15 protein-coding genes are annotated in these 15,665 nt (G+C 70.3%); 6 read left to right on the forward strand and 9 right to left on the reverse strand.

Annotated features, from left to right (window positions below):
- Positions 1-22: 22 nt before the first annotated feature.
- The 3 genes from yajC to VMR06_RS11325 form a co-directional block, all read right to left on the reverse strand.
- On the reverse strand, positions 23-346 hold the full coding sequence (gene yajC / locus VMR06_RS11315; RefSeq protein ID WP_325376319.1) for a preprotein translocase subunit YajC: 324 nt from the start codon (positions 344-346) through the stop codon (positions 23-25).
- Positions 347-472: 126 nt separating this feature from the next.
- On the reverse strand, positions 473-1,126 hold the full coding sequence (locus tag VMR06_RS11320) for a rhomboid family intramembrane serine protease (protein WP_325376322.1): 654 nt from the start codon (positions 1,124-1,126) through the stop codon (positions 473-475).
- A 43-nt stretch (positions 1,127-1,169) separates the two neighbouring features.
- A complete protein-coding gene (locus VMR06_RS11325) occupies positions 1,170-1,526 on the reverse strand; it encodes an MGMT family protein (protein WP_414648117.1) in 357 nt (118 codons plus the stop codon).
- 50 nt (positions 1,527-1,576) lie between these two features.
- Between VMR06_RS11325 and VMR06_RS11330 the strand changes: the two genes are divergently transcribed.
- A complete protein-coding gene (locus tag VMR06_RS11330; RefSeq protein WP_325376326.1) occupies positions 1,577-1,984 on the forward strand; it encodes a hypothetical protein in 408 nt (135 codons plus the stop codon).
- Between the two features lie 36 nt (positions 1,985-2,020).
- On the opposite strand, the gene VMR06_RS11335 is transcribed toward VMR06_RS11330, so the two are convergent.
- The 3 genes from VMR06_RS11335 to VMR06_RS11345 all read right to left on the reverse strand — a co-directional run bounded on the left by VMR06_RS11335 (position 2,021) and on the right by VMR06_RS11345 (position 4,705).
- Positions 2,021-3,148, reverse strand: a complete 1,128-nt coding sequence (locus VMR06_RS11335) for an inorganic phosphate transporter (RefSeq protein ID WP_325376328.1) — start codon at positions 3,146-3,148, stop codon at positions 2,021-2,023.
- Between the two features lie 5 nt (positions 3,149-3,153).
- Positions 3,154-3,783 (reverse strand): pit accessory protein, encoded by a 630-nt coding sequence (locus VMR06_RS11340; protein ID WP_325376330.1) that lies wholly within the window; start codon positions 3,781-3,783, stop codon positions 3,154-3,156.
- Positions 3,784-3,937: 154 nt separating this feature from the next.
- Positions 3,938-4,705 (reverse strand): RNA methyltransferase, encoded by a 768-nt coding sequence (locus VMR06_RS11345; protein WP_325376332.1) that lies wholly within the window; start codon positions 4,703-4,705, stop codon positions 3,938-3,940.
- A gap of 112 nt (positions 4,706-4,817) precedes the next feature.
- Between VMR06_RS11345 and VMR06_RS11350 the strand changes: the two genes are divergently transcribed.
- Complete coding sequence (locus tag VMR06_RS11350) at positions 4,818-5,618, forward strand: inositol monophosphatase family protein (protein WP_325376334.1); 801 nt, start codon at positions 4,818-4,820, stop codon at positions 5,616-5,618.
- 356 nt (positions 5,619-5,974) lie between these two features.
- On the opposite strand, the gene VMR06_RS11355 is transcribed toward VMR06_RS11350, so the two are convergent.
- Both VMR06_RS11355 and VMR06_RS11360 read right to left on the reverse strand, forming a co-directional pair.
- A complete protein-coding gene (locus VMR06_RS11355; RefSeq protein WP_325376336.1) occupies positions 5,975-7,030 on the reverse strand; it encodes an OmpA family protein in 1,056 nt (351 codons plus the stop codon).
- Between the two features lie 226 nt (positions 7,031-7,256).
- Entirely contained in the window at positions 7,257-8,708 is a 1,452-nt protein-coding gene (locus VMR06_RS11360; protein ID WP_325376338.1) for a bifunctional 2-methylcitrate dehydratase/aconitate hydratase, read from the reverse strand.
- Between the two features lie 211 nt (positions 8,709-8,919).
- On the opposite strand from VMR06_RS11360, the gene VMR06_RS11365 reads away from it, so the two are divergent.
- Complete coding sequence (locus VMR06_RS11365) at positions 8,920-9,714, forward strand: class III extradiol ring-cleavage dioxygenase (protein WP_325376340.1); 795 nt, start codon at positions 8,920-8,922, stop codon at positions 9,712-9,714.
- A 260-nt stretch (positions 9,715-9,974) separates the two neighbouring features.
- Here VMR06_RS11365 and VMR06_RS11370 read toward each other — a convergent pair whose 3' ends face one another.
- Positions 9,975-10,904, reverse strand: a complete 930-nt coding sequence (locus VMR06_RS11370; protein WP_325376342.1) for a LysR family transcriptional regulator — start codon at positions 10,902-10,904, stop codon at positions 9,975-9,977.
- A 100-nt stretch (positions 10,905-11,004) separates the two neighbouring features.
- On the opposite strand from VMR06_RS11370, the gene VMR06_RS11375 reads away from it, so the two are divergent.
- The 3 genes from VMR06_RS11375 (at position 11,005) to VMR06_RS11385 (ending at position 15,645) form a co-directional block, all read left to right on the forward strand.
- Complete coding sequence (locus VMR06_RS11375) at positions 11,005-12,228, forward strand: MFS transporter (RefSeq protein WP_325376344.1); 1,224 nt, start codon at positions 11,005-11,007, stop codon at positions 12,226-12,228.
- A 100-nt stretch (positions 12,229-12,328) separates the two neighbouring features.
- Complete coding sequence (locus VMR06_RS11380) at positions 12,329-13,345, forward strand: zinc-binding alcohol dehydrogenase family protein (protein WP_325376346.1); 1,017 nt, start codon at positions 12,329-12,331, stop codon at positions 13,343-13,345.
- 281 nt (positions 13,346-13,626) lie between these two features.
- Positions 13,627-15,645, forward strand: a complete 2,019-nt coding sequence (locus VMR06_RS11385; RefSeq protein WP_325376348.1) for an NADPH-dependent 2,4-dienoyl-CoA reductase — start codon at positions 13,627-13,629, stop codon at positions 15,643-15,645.
- Positions 15,646-15,665 lie beyond the last annotated feature (20 nt).

Below are 15,665 nucleotides of genomic sequence, written 5' to 3' on the forward strand. Positions count from 1 at the left end.
CGGGAAACGCGGACGCCGGGAATTACTTGAGCGTGCCCTTCGGCAGCACCGCCGCGATCGCCTGCTTCTGCAGCTTGACGCTGACGCCGGGCGCGATCTCGAGCGTGACGTGGGATTCGGCCAGGTCCTCGATCCGGCCGAGCAGGCCGCCGTTGGTCAGGACCTCGTCGCCCTTGGCGAGCGCCGCGATCATCGCGCGCTGCTCCTTGGCGCGCTTCATCTGCGGCCGGATCAGCATGAAGTAGAAGATGCCGAACAGGATGATCAGCGGCAGGAACGACATCAGCGGATTCGGGGCGGCGCCGGGCGCGGCCTGGGCATAGGCGGAACTGATCAGGAAATCCATGGCGACTCCAGTCTTCGGACCCGGCCCGGGCGGCCGGAAAAAAGGTCGTGGATTATGCCACGCGCGGTCGCGGCCCGCATCGGCGCCGGCCGGCGCGCCCGACGGCCGGCCGGCGAGGGTCCGGACTCAACGCATCAGAATCCGGCGCGGCTTGATCGGCAGGCGTCCGCGCCAGTACTGGATCAGCACCCAGCCCACGACCATGCCGCCCAGATGAGCGAAGTGGGCGACGCCGGACTGGGTGCGCGTGATGCCGAAGATCAGCTCCATGACGCCGTAGAGGATCACGAACAGCCAGGCCGGCATCGGCACCGGGATCAGCAGCGCCATCACGCGGGCCTGCGGATACATCATGCCGAACGCCAGCAGCAGGCCCATCACGCCACCGGAGGCGCCGACCGTCGGGTAGAAGCCGCCGGTGAAGAAGCTGACGACGATCAGCTGCGCGGCCGCGGCGCCGATCACGCAGACCAGGTAGTAGACCGCGAACGGCCGCGAGCCGAACAGGCGCTCGATCGGTCCGCCGAACATCCACAGCGCGAGCATGTTGAACGCGATGTGCATCACGCTGCCATGCAGGAAGCCGTAGGTCAGCACCTGCCAGAGCTCGAAGCCGACGCGCAGCGCGACGCCGTTCTCGATGCCGTAGACCTGGTGCGGCCCGAGCGGCCACAGCGCGAAATTCACGATCAGCCATGGGTCGAACCACTGCTGCAGCACGAACATCGCGACGTTGGCGATCAGCAGCGCGCGCGTGACGGGCGGGACGTCGGTCAGCATGGCAACTCCATCGGACGGATCGCGATTCTCGCACGCCCGGCCGTCAGACCCGCGGGCCGGGCATCGCCCACAGCACGGCGTCCAGATCGCCGCCGTCCCAGCCGAAGCGGCGCAGATCGACCCGGCCGCCGCTCACCGTGACGCCCTCGGCGCGCAAGCGTCTGACCTGCTCGCGGAATGCCGCGCTGCGCGGCGGCAGCGCGATGCGCCCGTCCGAGCGCAGCACGCGCTGCCACGGCAGATCCCGTTCGGTCTCGCCGAGCACGCGGCCGACCAGGCGCGCCCGTCCCGGCAGCCCGGCGCGCGCCGCCACCGCGCCGTAGCTGGTCACGCGGCCGCGAGGAATCGCCGCGACGACGCGCGCGATGGCGTCGGCGGCGGGCGTATCGGTCGCAGACATCATGGCGCGGTCACGTTAGCATACGCCCCGGTCCGGACCGGGAAGCGCCGATGCAGAGTTTCGAGCAGATCCGTTCGCACGTCGGCAGCCGCCATGCGTTGCGCACCAACGATCCTTATCTGATCAGCTTCGACTACGGCGTCGCGTCGGAGCGCCATCAGGGCATCTACCTCACCGAGGTCGAGGACGAGGACGGCATCAAGTACCTGCGCGTGTCCACGCCGGTCGGGCCGTTCACCGGCCTCGATCCGGCGCGCTGTCTGCGCTTCAACTGGGAGCAGCGCACCGGCTTCCTCGCGCTCAGCAACCTCGATGGCTCGCCGTATCTGCATCTGTGCGAGAACCGTCCGTACGCGATCCTCGACGGGGCCGAGCTCGATCGCGTCATCGCCGAGATCGCCGCGCTCGGCGATCGCCTGGAGCAGGCGATCTACGCCGAAGGCGAAGACCTCCTCTGACCGGAGTCGGCACCGCGGCCGGAGGCGGCCGCGCGGTCAGCGCAGCCAGGCGTCGACCAGGCGCACCAGCAGCCAGGCCAGCGTGGCGGTGACCGGGATCGTCAGGATCCAGGCCCAGACCATGCGCTCGACCACGGTCCAGCGGATCGCATTGGGCCGCTTGGCGGCGCCGACGCCCATGATCGCCGAGGAGATGTTGTGCGTCGTGGAGACCGGGATGCCGAAATGCGAAGCGGTGATGATCACGCTCGCCGAGGCGGTCTCGGCCGCGAAGCCGTTGATCGGGTGCAGCTTGACGAGCTTGTGACCGAGCGTCTTGATGATGCGCCAGCCGCCGGCGGCGGTACCGGCCGCCATGACCAGCGCGCAGACGATCTTGATCCAGGCCGCCACTTCGAAGCCGCCGGTCGGGTCGTGCTCGACGCGCAGGAACGCCAGCCAGGCCGGCAGATCCTGCAGCGTGCCGGCGGTGGTCGCGCCGGCCAGCGCCAGCGCGATGATGCCCATCGTCTTCTGCGCGTCGTTCATGCCGTGCGAGAAGCCCATCGCGGCGGCCGAGAAGATCTGCGCCTTGCCGAAGAACGCGTTGACGATGCGCGGACGCGCGATCCGCCTGACCGGACCCGGACGCGACGCGAGGAAGTCGATCAGCGTGAACAGCAGACCCATCACCAGCAGGCCGAGCACGAAGCCGGCCAGCGGCGAGGTCAGCATCGGCACGACGACCTTCGGCAGCAGGCCCTTCTCGCCCCACCAGTGCGTGCCGCCCTGGGCCCAGATGATCGCCGACCAGTCGTTGTGCGCGGCCGCCAGCGCGGCGCCGACCAGGCCGCCGACCAGGGCGTGCGACGAGCTCGACGGCAGGCCCCACCACCAGGTGATGAGGTTCCAGATGATCGCGCCGAGCAGCGCGCAGATCAGGATCTCGGGCGTGACGACGACGACGTCGGTGTCGATCAGTCCCGACGCGATCGTCTTGGCGACCGCCGTCCCCATCAGCGCGCCGATCAGATTGGTACCGGCCGCCAGCAGCACGGCCTGGCCGGGACTGAGCACCTTGGTGGCGACGACCGTGGCGATCGAGTTGGCGGTGTCGTGGAAGCCGTTGATGTACTCGAAGGCCAGCGCGACCAGCACGACGACCAGGACCAGCGTCAGATCCATGGCGGTCAGGAGTTCTTGAGCACGATCTGATAGGCGACGTTGCCGGCGTCGCGGCAGCGGTCGATGGCCTTCTCGAGCAGTTCGAACAGGTCCTTGAGCAGCAGGATCATCACCGGCTCGTAGCGGCCGTCGTAGAGCTCGCTGTAGAGCTGGAGCATCATCCGGTCGGCTTCGCCCTCGATCGCCTGCAGCCGATCGTTGAGCGACTTCATGATCTCCAGGTTCATGCCCTTGCGCAGCTGGCGCACCATCTGCGTGATGACCTCGCCGGCCTTCTCGAGCAGCACCGCGCGCGAGGCGAAGTCGACGTCGCCGAGCCGGTCCGACGCCAGCGAGTAGCGCTCGGCGAATTTCGAGATCGCCTTGGTCGTCTTGTAGAGCACGGCCGAGAGCGCCTCGATGTCCTCGCGCTCGAGCGCGGTCACGAAGGTGTTGACCAGCTCCTGGCTGATCTGCTCGGACAGCGCCTTCTCGCGGCGGCGCGCCAGCGAGAACTCGTCCAGGCTCGGCGAGACGTTGCGGTTCTGCAGCAGGTGGACCAGCGCCGTGGCCGCGTCGCGCGCGGCGTCCGCGCTCGCCTCGAGCAGGCCGAAGAACTTGTCGCCTTTGCCGAAAATCGTTTGCAGGGAAAACATGCGGGCTCTTCCGGTCGCCGAGCGACCGCTCGACTGGGTCGGAACGATGACCGATATGTTACAGCATCGGCCGCGCCAGCCGCCGGCTCCTGCCACCCGGTGGCGGCTGCGACGCCGCGGCGGACCGTCGCAAGGCAGCCTCGTGACAGCGGCGTTACGAGGCGCGCCCCTCGCGTGCGATGCGCGCCATGCGCTGCGCCTCGCCGAGGATGCCGCGCAGGATCCGCAGCTCGCGCTGATCCGGTTCGGCGCGCTGGAACAGGCGGCGCAGGCGCTGCATGATCGTGCGGTCCGAGCGGCCCTTGTGGAAGTCGATGTCGACCAGCGCCTGCGCCAGGTGCTCGTAGAACTGCTCGAGCTGCTCGCTGCTGGCCGGCGGATCGGCCCTGGCGGCCGGCGCCAGCGGCTCGCGGTCCGGCAGCGCCATGCGCAGCTCGTAGGCGAGCACCTGGACGGCCTGGGCCAGATTGAGCGACGAGAACGCGGGATCGGACGGGATCGTCACCGCGTAGTGGCAGCGCTTGAGCTCGTCGTTCTCGAGGCCGGTGCGCTCGTTGCCGAATACCAGGGCCACCTCGTCGCCGGCCGCGCTGGCGTCCCAGGCCAGACGCGCCGCCTCGCGCGGATCGAGCTCGGGCAGCGGCACGCCGCGCCGGCGCGCGGTCGCGCCGAGCACGAGTCGGCAGTCGGCGATCGCCGCCGGCAGCTCGTCGACGACCACGGCCGCGTCCAGCACGTCGTCGGCGCCGGCCGCCAGGGCCACCGCCTCGCGATGCGGAAACGCGTGCGGCGCGACCAGACCGAGGCGGTGCAGCCCCATCGTGCGCATCGCGCGCGCGGCGGCTCCGATATTGCCGGGGTGGGAGGGACGCACCAGGACGATGCGCAGGTGCGAGGCGAGCGTCGAAGCAGGTGAGGACATGGGATCCTGTCAGCGGCGAAGGGCGGCGGCGCGGCCGTCCCGGTGGGAGGCGACCGGCGCATCTGCTACCCTTGCGCACCGCCGCCTCCGGCGTTCTTTCTCAGCCCGAGCCATGCCAAGACCCGCCGTGAACGTGGCGGTGCGCGCCGCGCGCGCCGCCGGCCAGGTGATCCTGCGCCACATCAACCGCGTCGAGAACCTCGACGTCGTCGAAAAGCAGCGCAACGACTTCGTTTCGGAGGTCGACCGTCAGGCCGAGGCCGAGATCATACGCGAACTGCGCCGCGCCTATCCCGACCACGCGATCCTCGCCGAGGAAAGCGGCGCCATCGGCAAGTCGCGCTACACCTGGGTCGTCGACCCGCTCGACGGCACCCACAACTACCTGCGCGGTTTTCCGCACTTCTGCGTGTCGATCGCGCTGCTGGAAGGCAAGGAACCGGTACACGGCGTGATCTACGACCCGCTGCGCGGCGAGCTGTACACGAGCAGCAAGGGCGATGGCGCGTTCTTGAACGATCGGCGCCTGCGCGTCAGCAAGCGCGAGGGCCTCGCCGGTTCGCTGCTGACGACCGGATTCCCGTACCGCCAGCGCAAGTACCTGCGCACGCAGCTGGCGATGACCGAAGCCCTGCTCGGCGAGGCCGAGGACATCCGCCGCACCGGCTCGGCCGCGCTCGATCTGGCCTACGTCGCCGCCGGCCGCGTCGACGGCTATTTCGAGATCGGCCTGAAACCGTGGGACATGGCGGCCGGCTGCCTGCTGGTGCGCGAATCGGGCGGCCGCTACTGCGACTTCACCGGCCGCGACGGCGTGCCCGACAGCGGCAACCTGATCGCCGGCAATCTCAAGGTCGTCGACGGCATCATCAAGACGATCGCCAAGGATCTGACGCCCGAACTCGCGCGCTGAGCGCGCGACGGCGACGGCATTCGCCGCCGCTCGCGCATCACCCCTGCCGTGCGCCTGCGCGCGGCGGCGGCTCCCGGAACGCCCCCTCGAACGCCACGCCGCGACCGGCGATCGCGGCCCTGGCGCCGCTGCGCGCACATCACCGCGCAGCGCGATCGCGATCCGGCATTCCGGGCTGGGGGCGTGGATGACCCGGCATGCCATGTTGCCGGCGCGGCGAAGGCCGGGGCGCTACCGACGCACGGCCGCTGCGCTCAGATGCGCGCATCCTCACGACACGACGGCACCTGCGAGCCGCCCAAAAGAAAAGGCCCGGCAGAACCGGGCCTTTTCCGAACACGTGACGACGGGTCTTCTTACTGACCCTGGACCTGCAGCTCCACGCGACGGTTGCGGGCGCGGCCTTCCTTGGTGTCGTTGGTGTCGATCGGGTTCGACTCGCCGAAGCCCTTGACGCCGCTGATCTGGCTCGAGCTGACGCCGTTCGCGGTCAGGTAGTCGTAGACGGCCTGGGCGCGACGCTCGGACAGGCCCTGGTTGTAGGCGTCCGAACCGATCGAGTCGGTGTGGCCGTCGAGTTCGACGACGGTCTCCGGGTAGCGCTTGAGCACGTCCACGGCCTGGTCGAGGATCGCGACGGAGTCGGCGGTCGGCTCGCGCAGGGTCGGGACGATGTTCTTCTCGCCGACCTTCGGACGGTCGAACTTGAAGTTCACGCCACGCAGGTCGATCACGACCTTGGCCGGTGCGGGCTCTTCAGCCGGCGGCGGCGGCGGCGGCGGCGGCGGCTCGGCGGCCGGCGGGGCCGGCTCCGGAGCGGGTTCGCCACCGAAGTTGTAGACCAGGCCGATCGTCGCCAGACCGTCGGTGAAGCCGGTCTTCTTCTTCACGCCCGGGAACTGGGCCTGCAGCGAGTTGTTGTCGCCGTCGTAACGGGCAGCCAGCTCGCCGCGCAGAGCGACGCGCTGCGAGACGTTGTACTGCACGCCGCCACCGACGGTCGCGAACGGATCCCAGCCGCTCTTCTGCACGCTGTCGGCATAGGCCGCATGACGCAGGAAGCCGACACCGCCGAGCACGTACGGGCGCCAGGTCGAACCCTGCTCACCGAAGAACCAGCGAGCGGTCGCACCGAGGCTGACCGACTCCCATTCCTTGCCCGGACGGGCCGAGTCGTTCTCGTAGTCGGCGTTGTTGATGCCGTACTCGAAATCGACCGCGAGGTTCGGGGTGGCCCAGACGCCGACGCCGAGGCCGCCGTACAGCGACTCCTTGGTGTCGCGGTCGCTATCGGGGATCACGGCGCCGATGCGCGGCGTGATGTACCAGTTGCCGTAGTCCTGGGCCTGAGCGACGGTAGCCGCACCGCCCAGAGCCAGTGCAATCAGCGCATACAAGGCTTTCTGCTTCATTATTTGGAGTCTCCTGATCGTTGGTACTTGCTTGGCGTCCGGAAGAGTCGCTCCGATTGGACGCGAATCGCAGTGCGCACTCTACAACAAAAGCCTAAGGAACAGAACGTGTTTTTAACGATTTATTACGCCCGCCCGGCTGAACAGTCTAGACGGATGGCCCAGGACCAACCAGCACATGTAAAAACGGTATTAAGCCCGCAGTCAGCCGTTCAGCCAGGACTGGTCAAAGTGCGAACAGGTTCATGAAATGGTGCAGCGGCATACGGTCTAGCGCGGCCGAGTCGGCGGTGGCGGCCAGGATCCGTTCGGTCCGCGCGGCCGGCAGGTGGCCGGCCAGGGCGTCGCGGAACTTGTTTAGCAACACCGGAATGCCTTCCTGACGGCGCTTGCGGTGGCCGATCGGGAAGTCGATCGAGACCTTCTGCGTGCTCGAGCCGTCCTTGAAGAAGACCTGCACCGAGTTGCCGATATAGCGCTTGTCCGGGTCGAAGTAGTCCTTCGTGAACTGCGGGTTCTCCTTGACCGTCATCTTATCGCGCAGGGCATCGATACGCGGATCGGCGGCCACGGCGTCGTTGTAGTCGTCGGCGGTCAGGCGACCGAAGATCAGCGGCACGGCGACCATGTACTGGATGCAGTGGTCGCGGTCGGCGTAGTTGGCCAGGGGGCCGGTCTTGTCGATGATGCGCACGCCGGCCTCCTGCGTCTCGATCTCGACGCGCTCGATCTCATCGATCCGATCGGCGACCTCGGCGTGCAGCTGCATCGCACACTCGACCGCAGTCTGCGCGTGGAACTCGGCCGGGAAGCTGATCTTGAACAGTACGTTCTCCATCACGTAGCTGCCGAACGGCCGTTCGAACTCGAACGTCTTGCCCTTGAACGCGACGTCGTAGAAGCCCCAGGTCTTGGCGCTCAGCGCCGACGGGTAGCCGACCACGCGCTTCTCCACCGCATTGAGCGCATGGATCACCGCGCGGCGGCAGGCGTCGCCGGCGGCCCAGCTCTTGCGCGGCCCGGTGTTGGGCGCGTGGCGGTAGGTGCGCAGCACGCCGTTGTCGATCCACGAATGCGAGACCGCGGTGACGATCTCGTCCTTGCCGCCGCCGAACATCGCCGTGGCGACCGCGGTCGAGGCGAGCCGGACCAGGATCACATGATCGAGGCCGACCCGGTTGAAGCTGTTCTTGAGCGCGTAGCAGCCCTGGATCTCGTGCGCCTTGATCGCGTAGGTCAGCGCATCGCGGACCGTCAGCGGCGTGCCGCCCTCGCGCTCGGCCTTGCGCGACAGGTAGTCGCCGACCGCCAGGATCGTCCCGAGGTTGTCCGAGGGGTGGCCCCATTCGGCGGCGAGCCAGGTGTCGTTGAAGTCGAGCCAGCGGATCTGCGTGCCGATCGCGAACGCGGCCTGCACCGGATCGAGCTCGTGGCTGGTGCCCGGCACTCGCGCGCCGCCGGGCAGCGTCGCGCCCGGCACGACCGGCCCGAGGTGCTTGACGCACTCGGGAAACTTCATCGCCAGCATCGAGGTGGCCATCGAATCGAGCAGCATGTAGCGCGCGGTGTCGTAGGCTTCCTGCGAGCCGATCGCGGTGTCGACCACGTAGTCGGCGATGTCGACCATCGGCTGGTCGGGATCGGGCCGTGCGGCCGAGCGGATGTCGTGTCCGGACATGAGGGGTTCCGTAGCGGTGGGATGAGACGGGAGCGCCGCGCGAGGCGCGGCGCGAAGCCGCGCATTGTGCCAGATGCGCCCCGTCCGGACAGCGCTGCCGCCGCGATTGGCGGCCATGCCCGCAACAGTCTTTCGCGCGCCGCCGCCTCGATCGCCGGCTGCCGCGGCCGCATCTTGGGCAGCATCGCGCCGCTGCGCCGCCGGGACCGCCATGACCACCACTCCCACCCTGCCGAGCCTGTTCGTCTCCCACGGATCGCCGATGCTGGCGCTCGAGGACTCCCCGGCCGGCCGCTTTCTCGACGGCCTCGGCACGGCGATCGGCCGGCCGCGCGCGATCCTGATCGCCTCGGCTCATTTCGAGCATCCGGGACCGGCGCTGAGCGCGGCCGCGCAACCGCAGACGATCCACGATTTCCGCGGCTTTCCGCCGGCGCTGTATGCACTGCGTTATCCGGCGATCGGCTCGGCCTCGCTGTGCGCACGCGCGGCCGATCTACTCGCCGGTGCCGGCTTCGCACCGGTGCGCGACGCGGCACGCGGTCTCGATCACGGCGCCTGGGTGCCGCTGCTGCGCATGTACCGCGATGCCGACGTGCCGGTCGTGTCGCTGTCGGTGGACCCGATGCAGGATGCGGCCTGGCACTACCGCGCCGGCCGTGCACTGGCGCCGCTGCGCGAGGAGGGCGTGCTGGTGATCGGCTCGGGCGGGTTCTCGCACAATCTGCGCGAACTGGACTGGCACGGCGGCATGCCGGCCGACTGGATGACCGCATTCACCGACCCCTTGCGCGCGCGCCTGCTCGCCGGCGACGTCGACGGCGTGCTCGACTGGCGGCAGCTGCCGCAGGCGTTGCGCAACCATCCGAGTCCGGAGCATCTGCTGCCGCTGTTCGTCGCACTCGGCGCAGCCGGCGCCGAGCCGGCCGCGCGCCTGCTGCATGCCTCGGTCGAGCTCGGCTCGCTGGCGCTCGATGCGTTCGCGTTCGAGGGCCGGGCCTCCTAGCGGACGTCGGCAGGCTTGGAACCGCGCGTCTCGTCGGACGAGGCACGGCGGCCCCGAGACCGCCCAGTCTGGGCCGGATCGGCTGCACAGGTTCGGCAGCATCCGGCGGATCCCGCGATGGCGGATCGAACGAGCGCGGAGGCGCTGCGCATCGGACGTTGCGACGCGCAGCGCAAGGCGATGCCGCCCTATCGCAACGGAGCCGTGCCTGGCGCGTCGGATGCTTGCGCCGCGCCGTCCACGCCACGACGTGCATCGCGCTACGTCGGCACTGCCTCGAACCCGCGCTGCCACGGCGCGCGCTCGGCGAATTCCGCCGCGAGAAAATCGACGAAGGCGCGTACGCGCGGCGGCACCAGGCGCCGTTGCGGCATCACCGCGCTGATCGCGGTCGCGGCGATCGGATAGTCGGGCAATACGGCCTCGAGCCGTCCGGCACGCAGATCCTCGGCGATGTGCCACAGCGAGTGCATCGCGATGCCCTCGCCGGCCAGCGCGGCGTCGCGCAGCAGCTCGCCGTAGTTGCTCTCGAAGCGTCCCTGCACGCGCACCGCGACCTCGCCGCCGCCGGGCGTGCCGAAGCGCCACACGTCCTGGCGTCCGCTGCTGCCGAACAGCAGCAGGCAGTCGTGTCCGGCCAGCGCCTCGGGGCTGCGCGGCCGGCCGCGCCGCGCCAGGTATGCCGGCGCTGCGCAGAGCAGGCGGCGGTTGACCGCGATGCGCCGTGCGACCAGCCGCGAGTCCTCGAGCTCGCCGATGCGGATCGCCAGGTCGAAGCCTTCGCTGACCAGATCGACGACCTGATCGCTCAGATGCACGCTCAGGCGCAGCCGTGGATGCTGCGCGAGGAAGCGCGGCAGCAGCGGCGACACGTACTGGCGCCCGAACGAGGCCGACAGCGTCACGCGCAGCGTGCCGGCCACCGCCGCGGAAGCCTCGCGCAGGCCGGCGCCGAGCGACTCGAGATCCTCGACCAGGGCCCGGCCCTGCTCGGCCAGGCGCACGCCCTCGGGTGTCGGATGCAGGCGCCGCGTGGTCCGGTGCAGCAGGCGCACGCCCAGATCGCGTTCGAGCCGCTTGATGCGCTGGCTGGCCACCGCGACCGACAGGCCAAGACTGTGCGCCGCCGCGGTGATCGAGCCGAGATCGAGTACGCGCAGGAACAGGCTGAGGTCGTCGAGGCGCTCCACGATTATCAAGAATCCATTGAGTGTGATTAGCCATTATGTCGGTTTTACGCCAACAGGAAAGCGCCGATGCTGCGCGTCGTCCTTTCGATACGGCCCGACCATGTCCGCCACGCCCGCTCCCTCGCCGTCCCGGCTGCCGGTCGCGCTGTACGCGCTGACCGCCGGCGCCTTCGGCATCGGCACCACCGAATTCGTGATCATGGGCCTGCTGCTGCAGGTCGCCGCCGACCTCGGCGTGTCGGTCGGCGCGGCCGGCCTGCTGATCACCGGCTATGCGCTCGGCGTCTTCGTCGGCGCGCCGCTGCTGACGACGCTGACCGCCCGGCTGCCGCGCAAGACCGTGCTGATCGCGCTGATGCTGATCTTCACGCTCGGCAATCTGGCCTGTGCGCTGGCGCCGAGCTACGCGCTGCTGATGACCGCGCGCGTCGTCACCTCGCTGGCGCACGGCACCTTCTTCGGCGTCGGCGCGGTCGTCGCGACCGGGCTGGTCGCGCCCGAGCGCAAGGCCTCGGCGATCTCGATCATGTTCACCGGCCTCACCGTCGCGACTCTGCTCGGCGTGCCGGCCGGCGCCTGGCTCGGCTTCACATTCGGCTGGCGCGCCACGTTCTGGGCGGTCACCGCGGTCGGCGTCGTCGCGACGCTGGTGATCGCGGCCTGGGTGCCGGCCGATCGCGGGCACGCCGCGCCGGCCGACGGCGCGCTCGCCGAGTTCGCCGTGCTCAAGCGCCCGCAGGTGCTGCTGGGCCTGGCGATGACCGTGCTCGGCTTCGCCGGCGTGTTCACGGTGTTCACGTACATCCAGCCGATCCTGACCCGCGTCAGCGGCTTCGCCGAGAGCGCGGTATCGCCGATCCTGCTGGTGTTCGGCGCCGGCCTGATCGTCGGCAACCTGCTCGGCGGCCGCCTCGCCGACCGGCGCCTGACGGCGACCCTGCTCGGCACGCTGCTGGTGCTGGCCGGCGTGCTCGCGCTCGGCACGCTGGCGATCCATCAGCAAGCGGCCGCGGTGGTGTTCGCCGGCGTGCTCGGCGTCGCCGCGTTCGCGACCGTCGCGCCGCTGCAGCTGCGCGTGCTGCAGCAGGCCGAAGGCGCCGGCCAGAACCTCGCGTCCAGCCTCAACATCGCCGCGTTCAACCTCGGCAACGCGTTCGGCGCCTGGCTCGGCGGCTGGACGATCGAGCACGGCCCCGGCCTCGCCGCGGTGCCCTGGGTCGCCGCCGTGGTCACGCTCGGCGGCCTGCTGATCGCGATCTGGAGCCGGCTGATCGAGCGGCGCGGCGCGATTCGCACGCCGGCGCTCGCGACCTGCCGACCGTGATCCGCCGCCGCGGCCGCATCGCGGCCGGACCGTATCATCGCAGCGGACACGGCCCGCTCGCGCAACCCCCCTCTTCCCGCCCATCCCCGGAGCCCTCCCCATGAAAGCCATCGCGCTGACCCGCTACCTGCCGATCGACGACCCCGAGTCCCTGGTCGACGTCGACCTGCCCGACCCCACCCCCGACCGCCACGACCTGCTGGTGCGCGTCGAGGCGGTCTCGGTCAATCCGGTCGACACCAAGCTGCGCGCGCCCAAGGCCCAGGTCGAGTCCGAACCGCGCGTGCTCGGTTTCGACGCGGCCGGCACGGTCGTCGCGGTCGGCGCCGATGTGAGCGGCTTCAAGCCCGGCGACGCGGTCTACTACGCCGGCGACGTCACGCGTCCCGGCAGCAATGCGCAGCTGCAGCGCGTCGATGCGCGCCTGGCCGGACGCAAGCCGGCAACGCTCGACTTCGCGCAGGCCGCCGCTCTGCCGCTGACGACGATCACCGCCTGGGAACTGCTGTTCCAGCGCATGCCGTACGACGCCGACGGCGGCGGCGCCGACAGGACGCTGCTGATCATCGCCGGTGCCGGCGGCGTCGGCTCGATCGCGATCCAGCTGGCGCGGTGTGCCGGCTTCACGGTGATCGCGACCGCCTCGCGTCCGCAGACGGCGGCCTGGTGCCGCGAGCTCGGCGCGCACCACGTGGTCGATCACCGCCAGCCGCTCGCGCCGCAGCTGGCCGCGCTCGGCTTCACGACGATCGATGCGGCGATCAACCTGGCCGACACCGACCGCTACTGGCAGACGCTTGGCGAGCTGCTCGCGCCGCAGGGGCATCTCGGCCTGATCGTCGAGCCGACCGGCACGCTGCGCATCGGCGATCCGTACAAGGCCAAGTGCATCGGCATCCACTGGGAAATGATGTTCGCGCGGCCGCGCTTCCGGACCGCCGACATGGCCGAACAGGGCGCGATCCTCGACCGCGTCGCCGATCTGATCGACGCCGGCGAGCTGCGCACGACGCTGACCGAGACGCTGACGCCGATCAATGCCGCGAACCTGCGCGAGGCGCATCGCCGGCTCGAGTCCGGCACGACGATCGGCAAGCTGGCACTGGCCGGCTGGTGAACGACGCCGGCGCGGCGCGCGAGCCGCCGCGCCGCCTGCCACTGCGATATCTGCGCGATCGCGACGCGGCCCGTCGCACACCGAACGAACGCGCCGGCGCCGGTCCGTGAACACCTGATCGGCGGGCAGCGGCGCCGCCTCGGCCGCGCTGCCGGATCGAGCCGTATCCGGCGCGGCGTCGCGCGCACCCGCGGGCGATCGGCCTCGTGCGGCGCCGCGTCTTGCCGGCCACCATGTCGCACAGGCATCTTAAACGCTCGTTTGAAACCGATGAGGGGCCGGTGGACTATCCGCATCTGTTCGCGCCGCTCGACCTCGGCTTCACGACGCTGCCCAACCGCATCCTGATGGGCTCGATGCACACCGGCCTGGAGGATCGCGCGAAGGACTACGACCGCCTCGCGGCCTACTTCGCCGAACGCGCGCGCGGCGGCGTCGGCCTGATGGTGACCGGCGGCATCGCGCCGAACGTGGAAGGCTGGCTCAAGCCGTTCGCGGGCCGGCTGTCGATGCCGTGGCACGTCGCGCGGCACCGCCGCCTGACCGGCGCGGTCCATGCCGAGGGCGGCCGCATCTGCCTGCAGATCCTGCACGGCGGCCGCTATGCCTACCATCCGCTGTCGGTTGCGCCGTCGCGGCTGAAGTCACCGATCACGCCGTTCACGCCGCGCGCCCTCAGCGCGCCCGGCGTCGAACGCACGATCCGCGCATTCGTCGACTGCGCGCGGCTGGCGCAGGACGCCGGCTACGACGGCGTCGAGGTCATGGGTTCGGAAGGCTATCTGATCAATCAGTTCCTGGCCGCGCGCAGCAACCGCCGCGACGACGCCTGGGGCGGCAACGCCGAGAAGCGCATGCGGCTGGCGATCGAGATCGTGCAGCGCACGCGCGCGGCGGTCGGTGAGGCCTTCATCATCGTCTACCGGCTGTCGATGCTCGATCTGGTCGACGACGCGCAGAGCTGGGATGAGATCGTCACGCTGGCGCGCGCGATCGAGGCAGCCGGCGCGAGCCTGATCAACACCGGCATCGGCTGGCACGAGGCGCGCGTGCCGACGATCGTCACCTCGGTGCCGCGCGCCGCTTTCGCGGCACTGACGCGCAAGCTCAAGCGCGAGGTCGCGCTGCCGCTGGTCGCGACCAACCGCATCAACATGCCCGAGGTCGCCGAGCGCGTGCTCGCCGACGGCGACGCCGACCTGGTCTCGATGGCACGGCCGCTGCTGGCCGATCCGGACTGGGCCGCCAAGGCGCGCAGCGGCCGCACCGACCGCATCAACACCTGCATCGCCTGCAACCAGGCCTGCCTGGACCACGTGTTCGAGAACCGCACCGCGAGCTGCCTGGTCAATCCGCGCGCCTGCCACGAGACCGAGCTGACGATCGCGCCGGCCGCACAGCCGCGCCGCTATGCCGTGGTCGGCGCCGGACCGGCCGGCCTCGCCGCGGCAGCGACGCTGGCCGAGCGCGGCCATCATGTCGCGCTGTTCGAGCGCGACGCTATGATCGGCGGGCAGTTCAACCTCGCCAAGAAGATTCCCGGCAAGGAGGAGTTCCACGAGACCCTGCGCTATTTCGGCCATCGCCTCGCCGACACCGGCGTCGAGCTGCGCCTGGGCACGGACGCCACCGTCGAGACGCTACGCGCCGGCGGTTACGACGCGGTCGTCGTCGCGACCGGCATCCGGCCGCGCCGGCTGTCGATTCCCGGCAGCGACGATCCGCGCGTGCTGAGCTATGTCGACGTGCTGCGCGGCGGCGCTGCGGTCGGTCCGCGCGTGGCGATCATCGGCGCAGGCGGCATCGGCTTCGACGTCGCCGAGTTCCTGGTCGAGGCGACGCCGTCGCCGACGACCGACCTTGCGCGCTGGACGCGCGAGTGGGGCGTGGATCTGGATCATCGCGAGCGCGGCGGCCTGGTCCGCGCCGAGCCCGAGCCGCCGCAGCGCGAAGTCTGGCTGCTGCAGCGCAGTCCCGGCACGCCGGGGCGGCGCCTCAACAAGACCACCGGCTGGGTGCACCGGGCCACGCTCAAGGCCAAGCGCGTGACGATGCTCGGCGGCGTCGCCTACGAGCGCATCGACGCGCAGGGTCTGCATCTGCGGATCGGCGAGCAGACGCAGCTGCTGCCGGTCGATCATGTCGTGGTCTGCGCCGGTCAGGAGCCGGAACGCTCGCTCGCCGACGCGCTGCTGGCCGCCGGCATGACGGTGCACGTCATCGGTGGCGCCGACGTCGCCGCCGAACTCGACGCCAAGCGTGCGATCGATCAGGGCACGCGGCTCGCCGCGCGCCTCTGAGGCGAGGCCGGCCGAGGCGC

This window comes from Dokdonella sp. (assembly GCF_035511235.1).
GTDB lineage: Bacteria > Pseudomonadota > Gammaproteobacteria > Xanthomonadales > Rhodanobacteraceae > Dokdonella.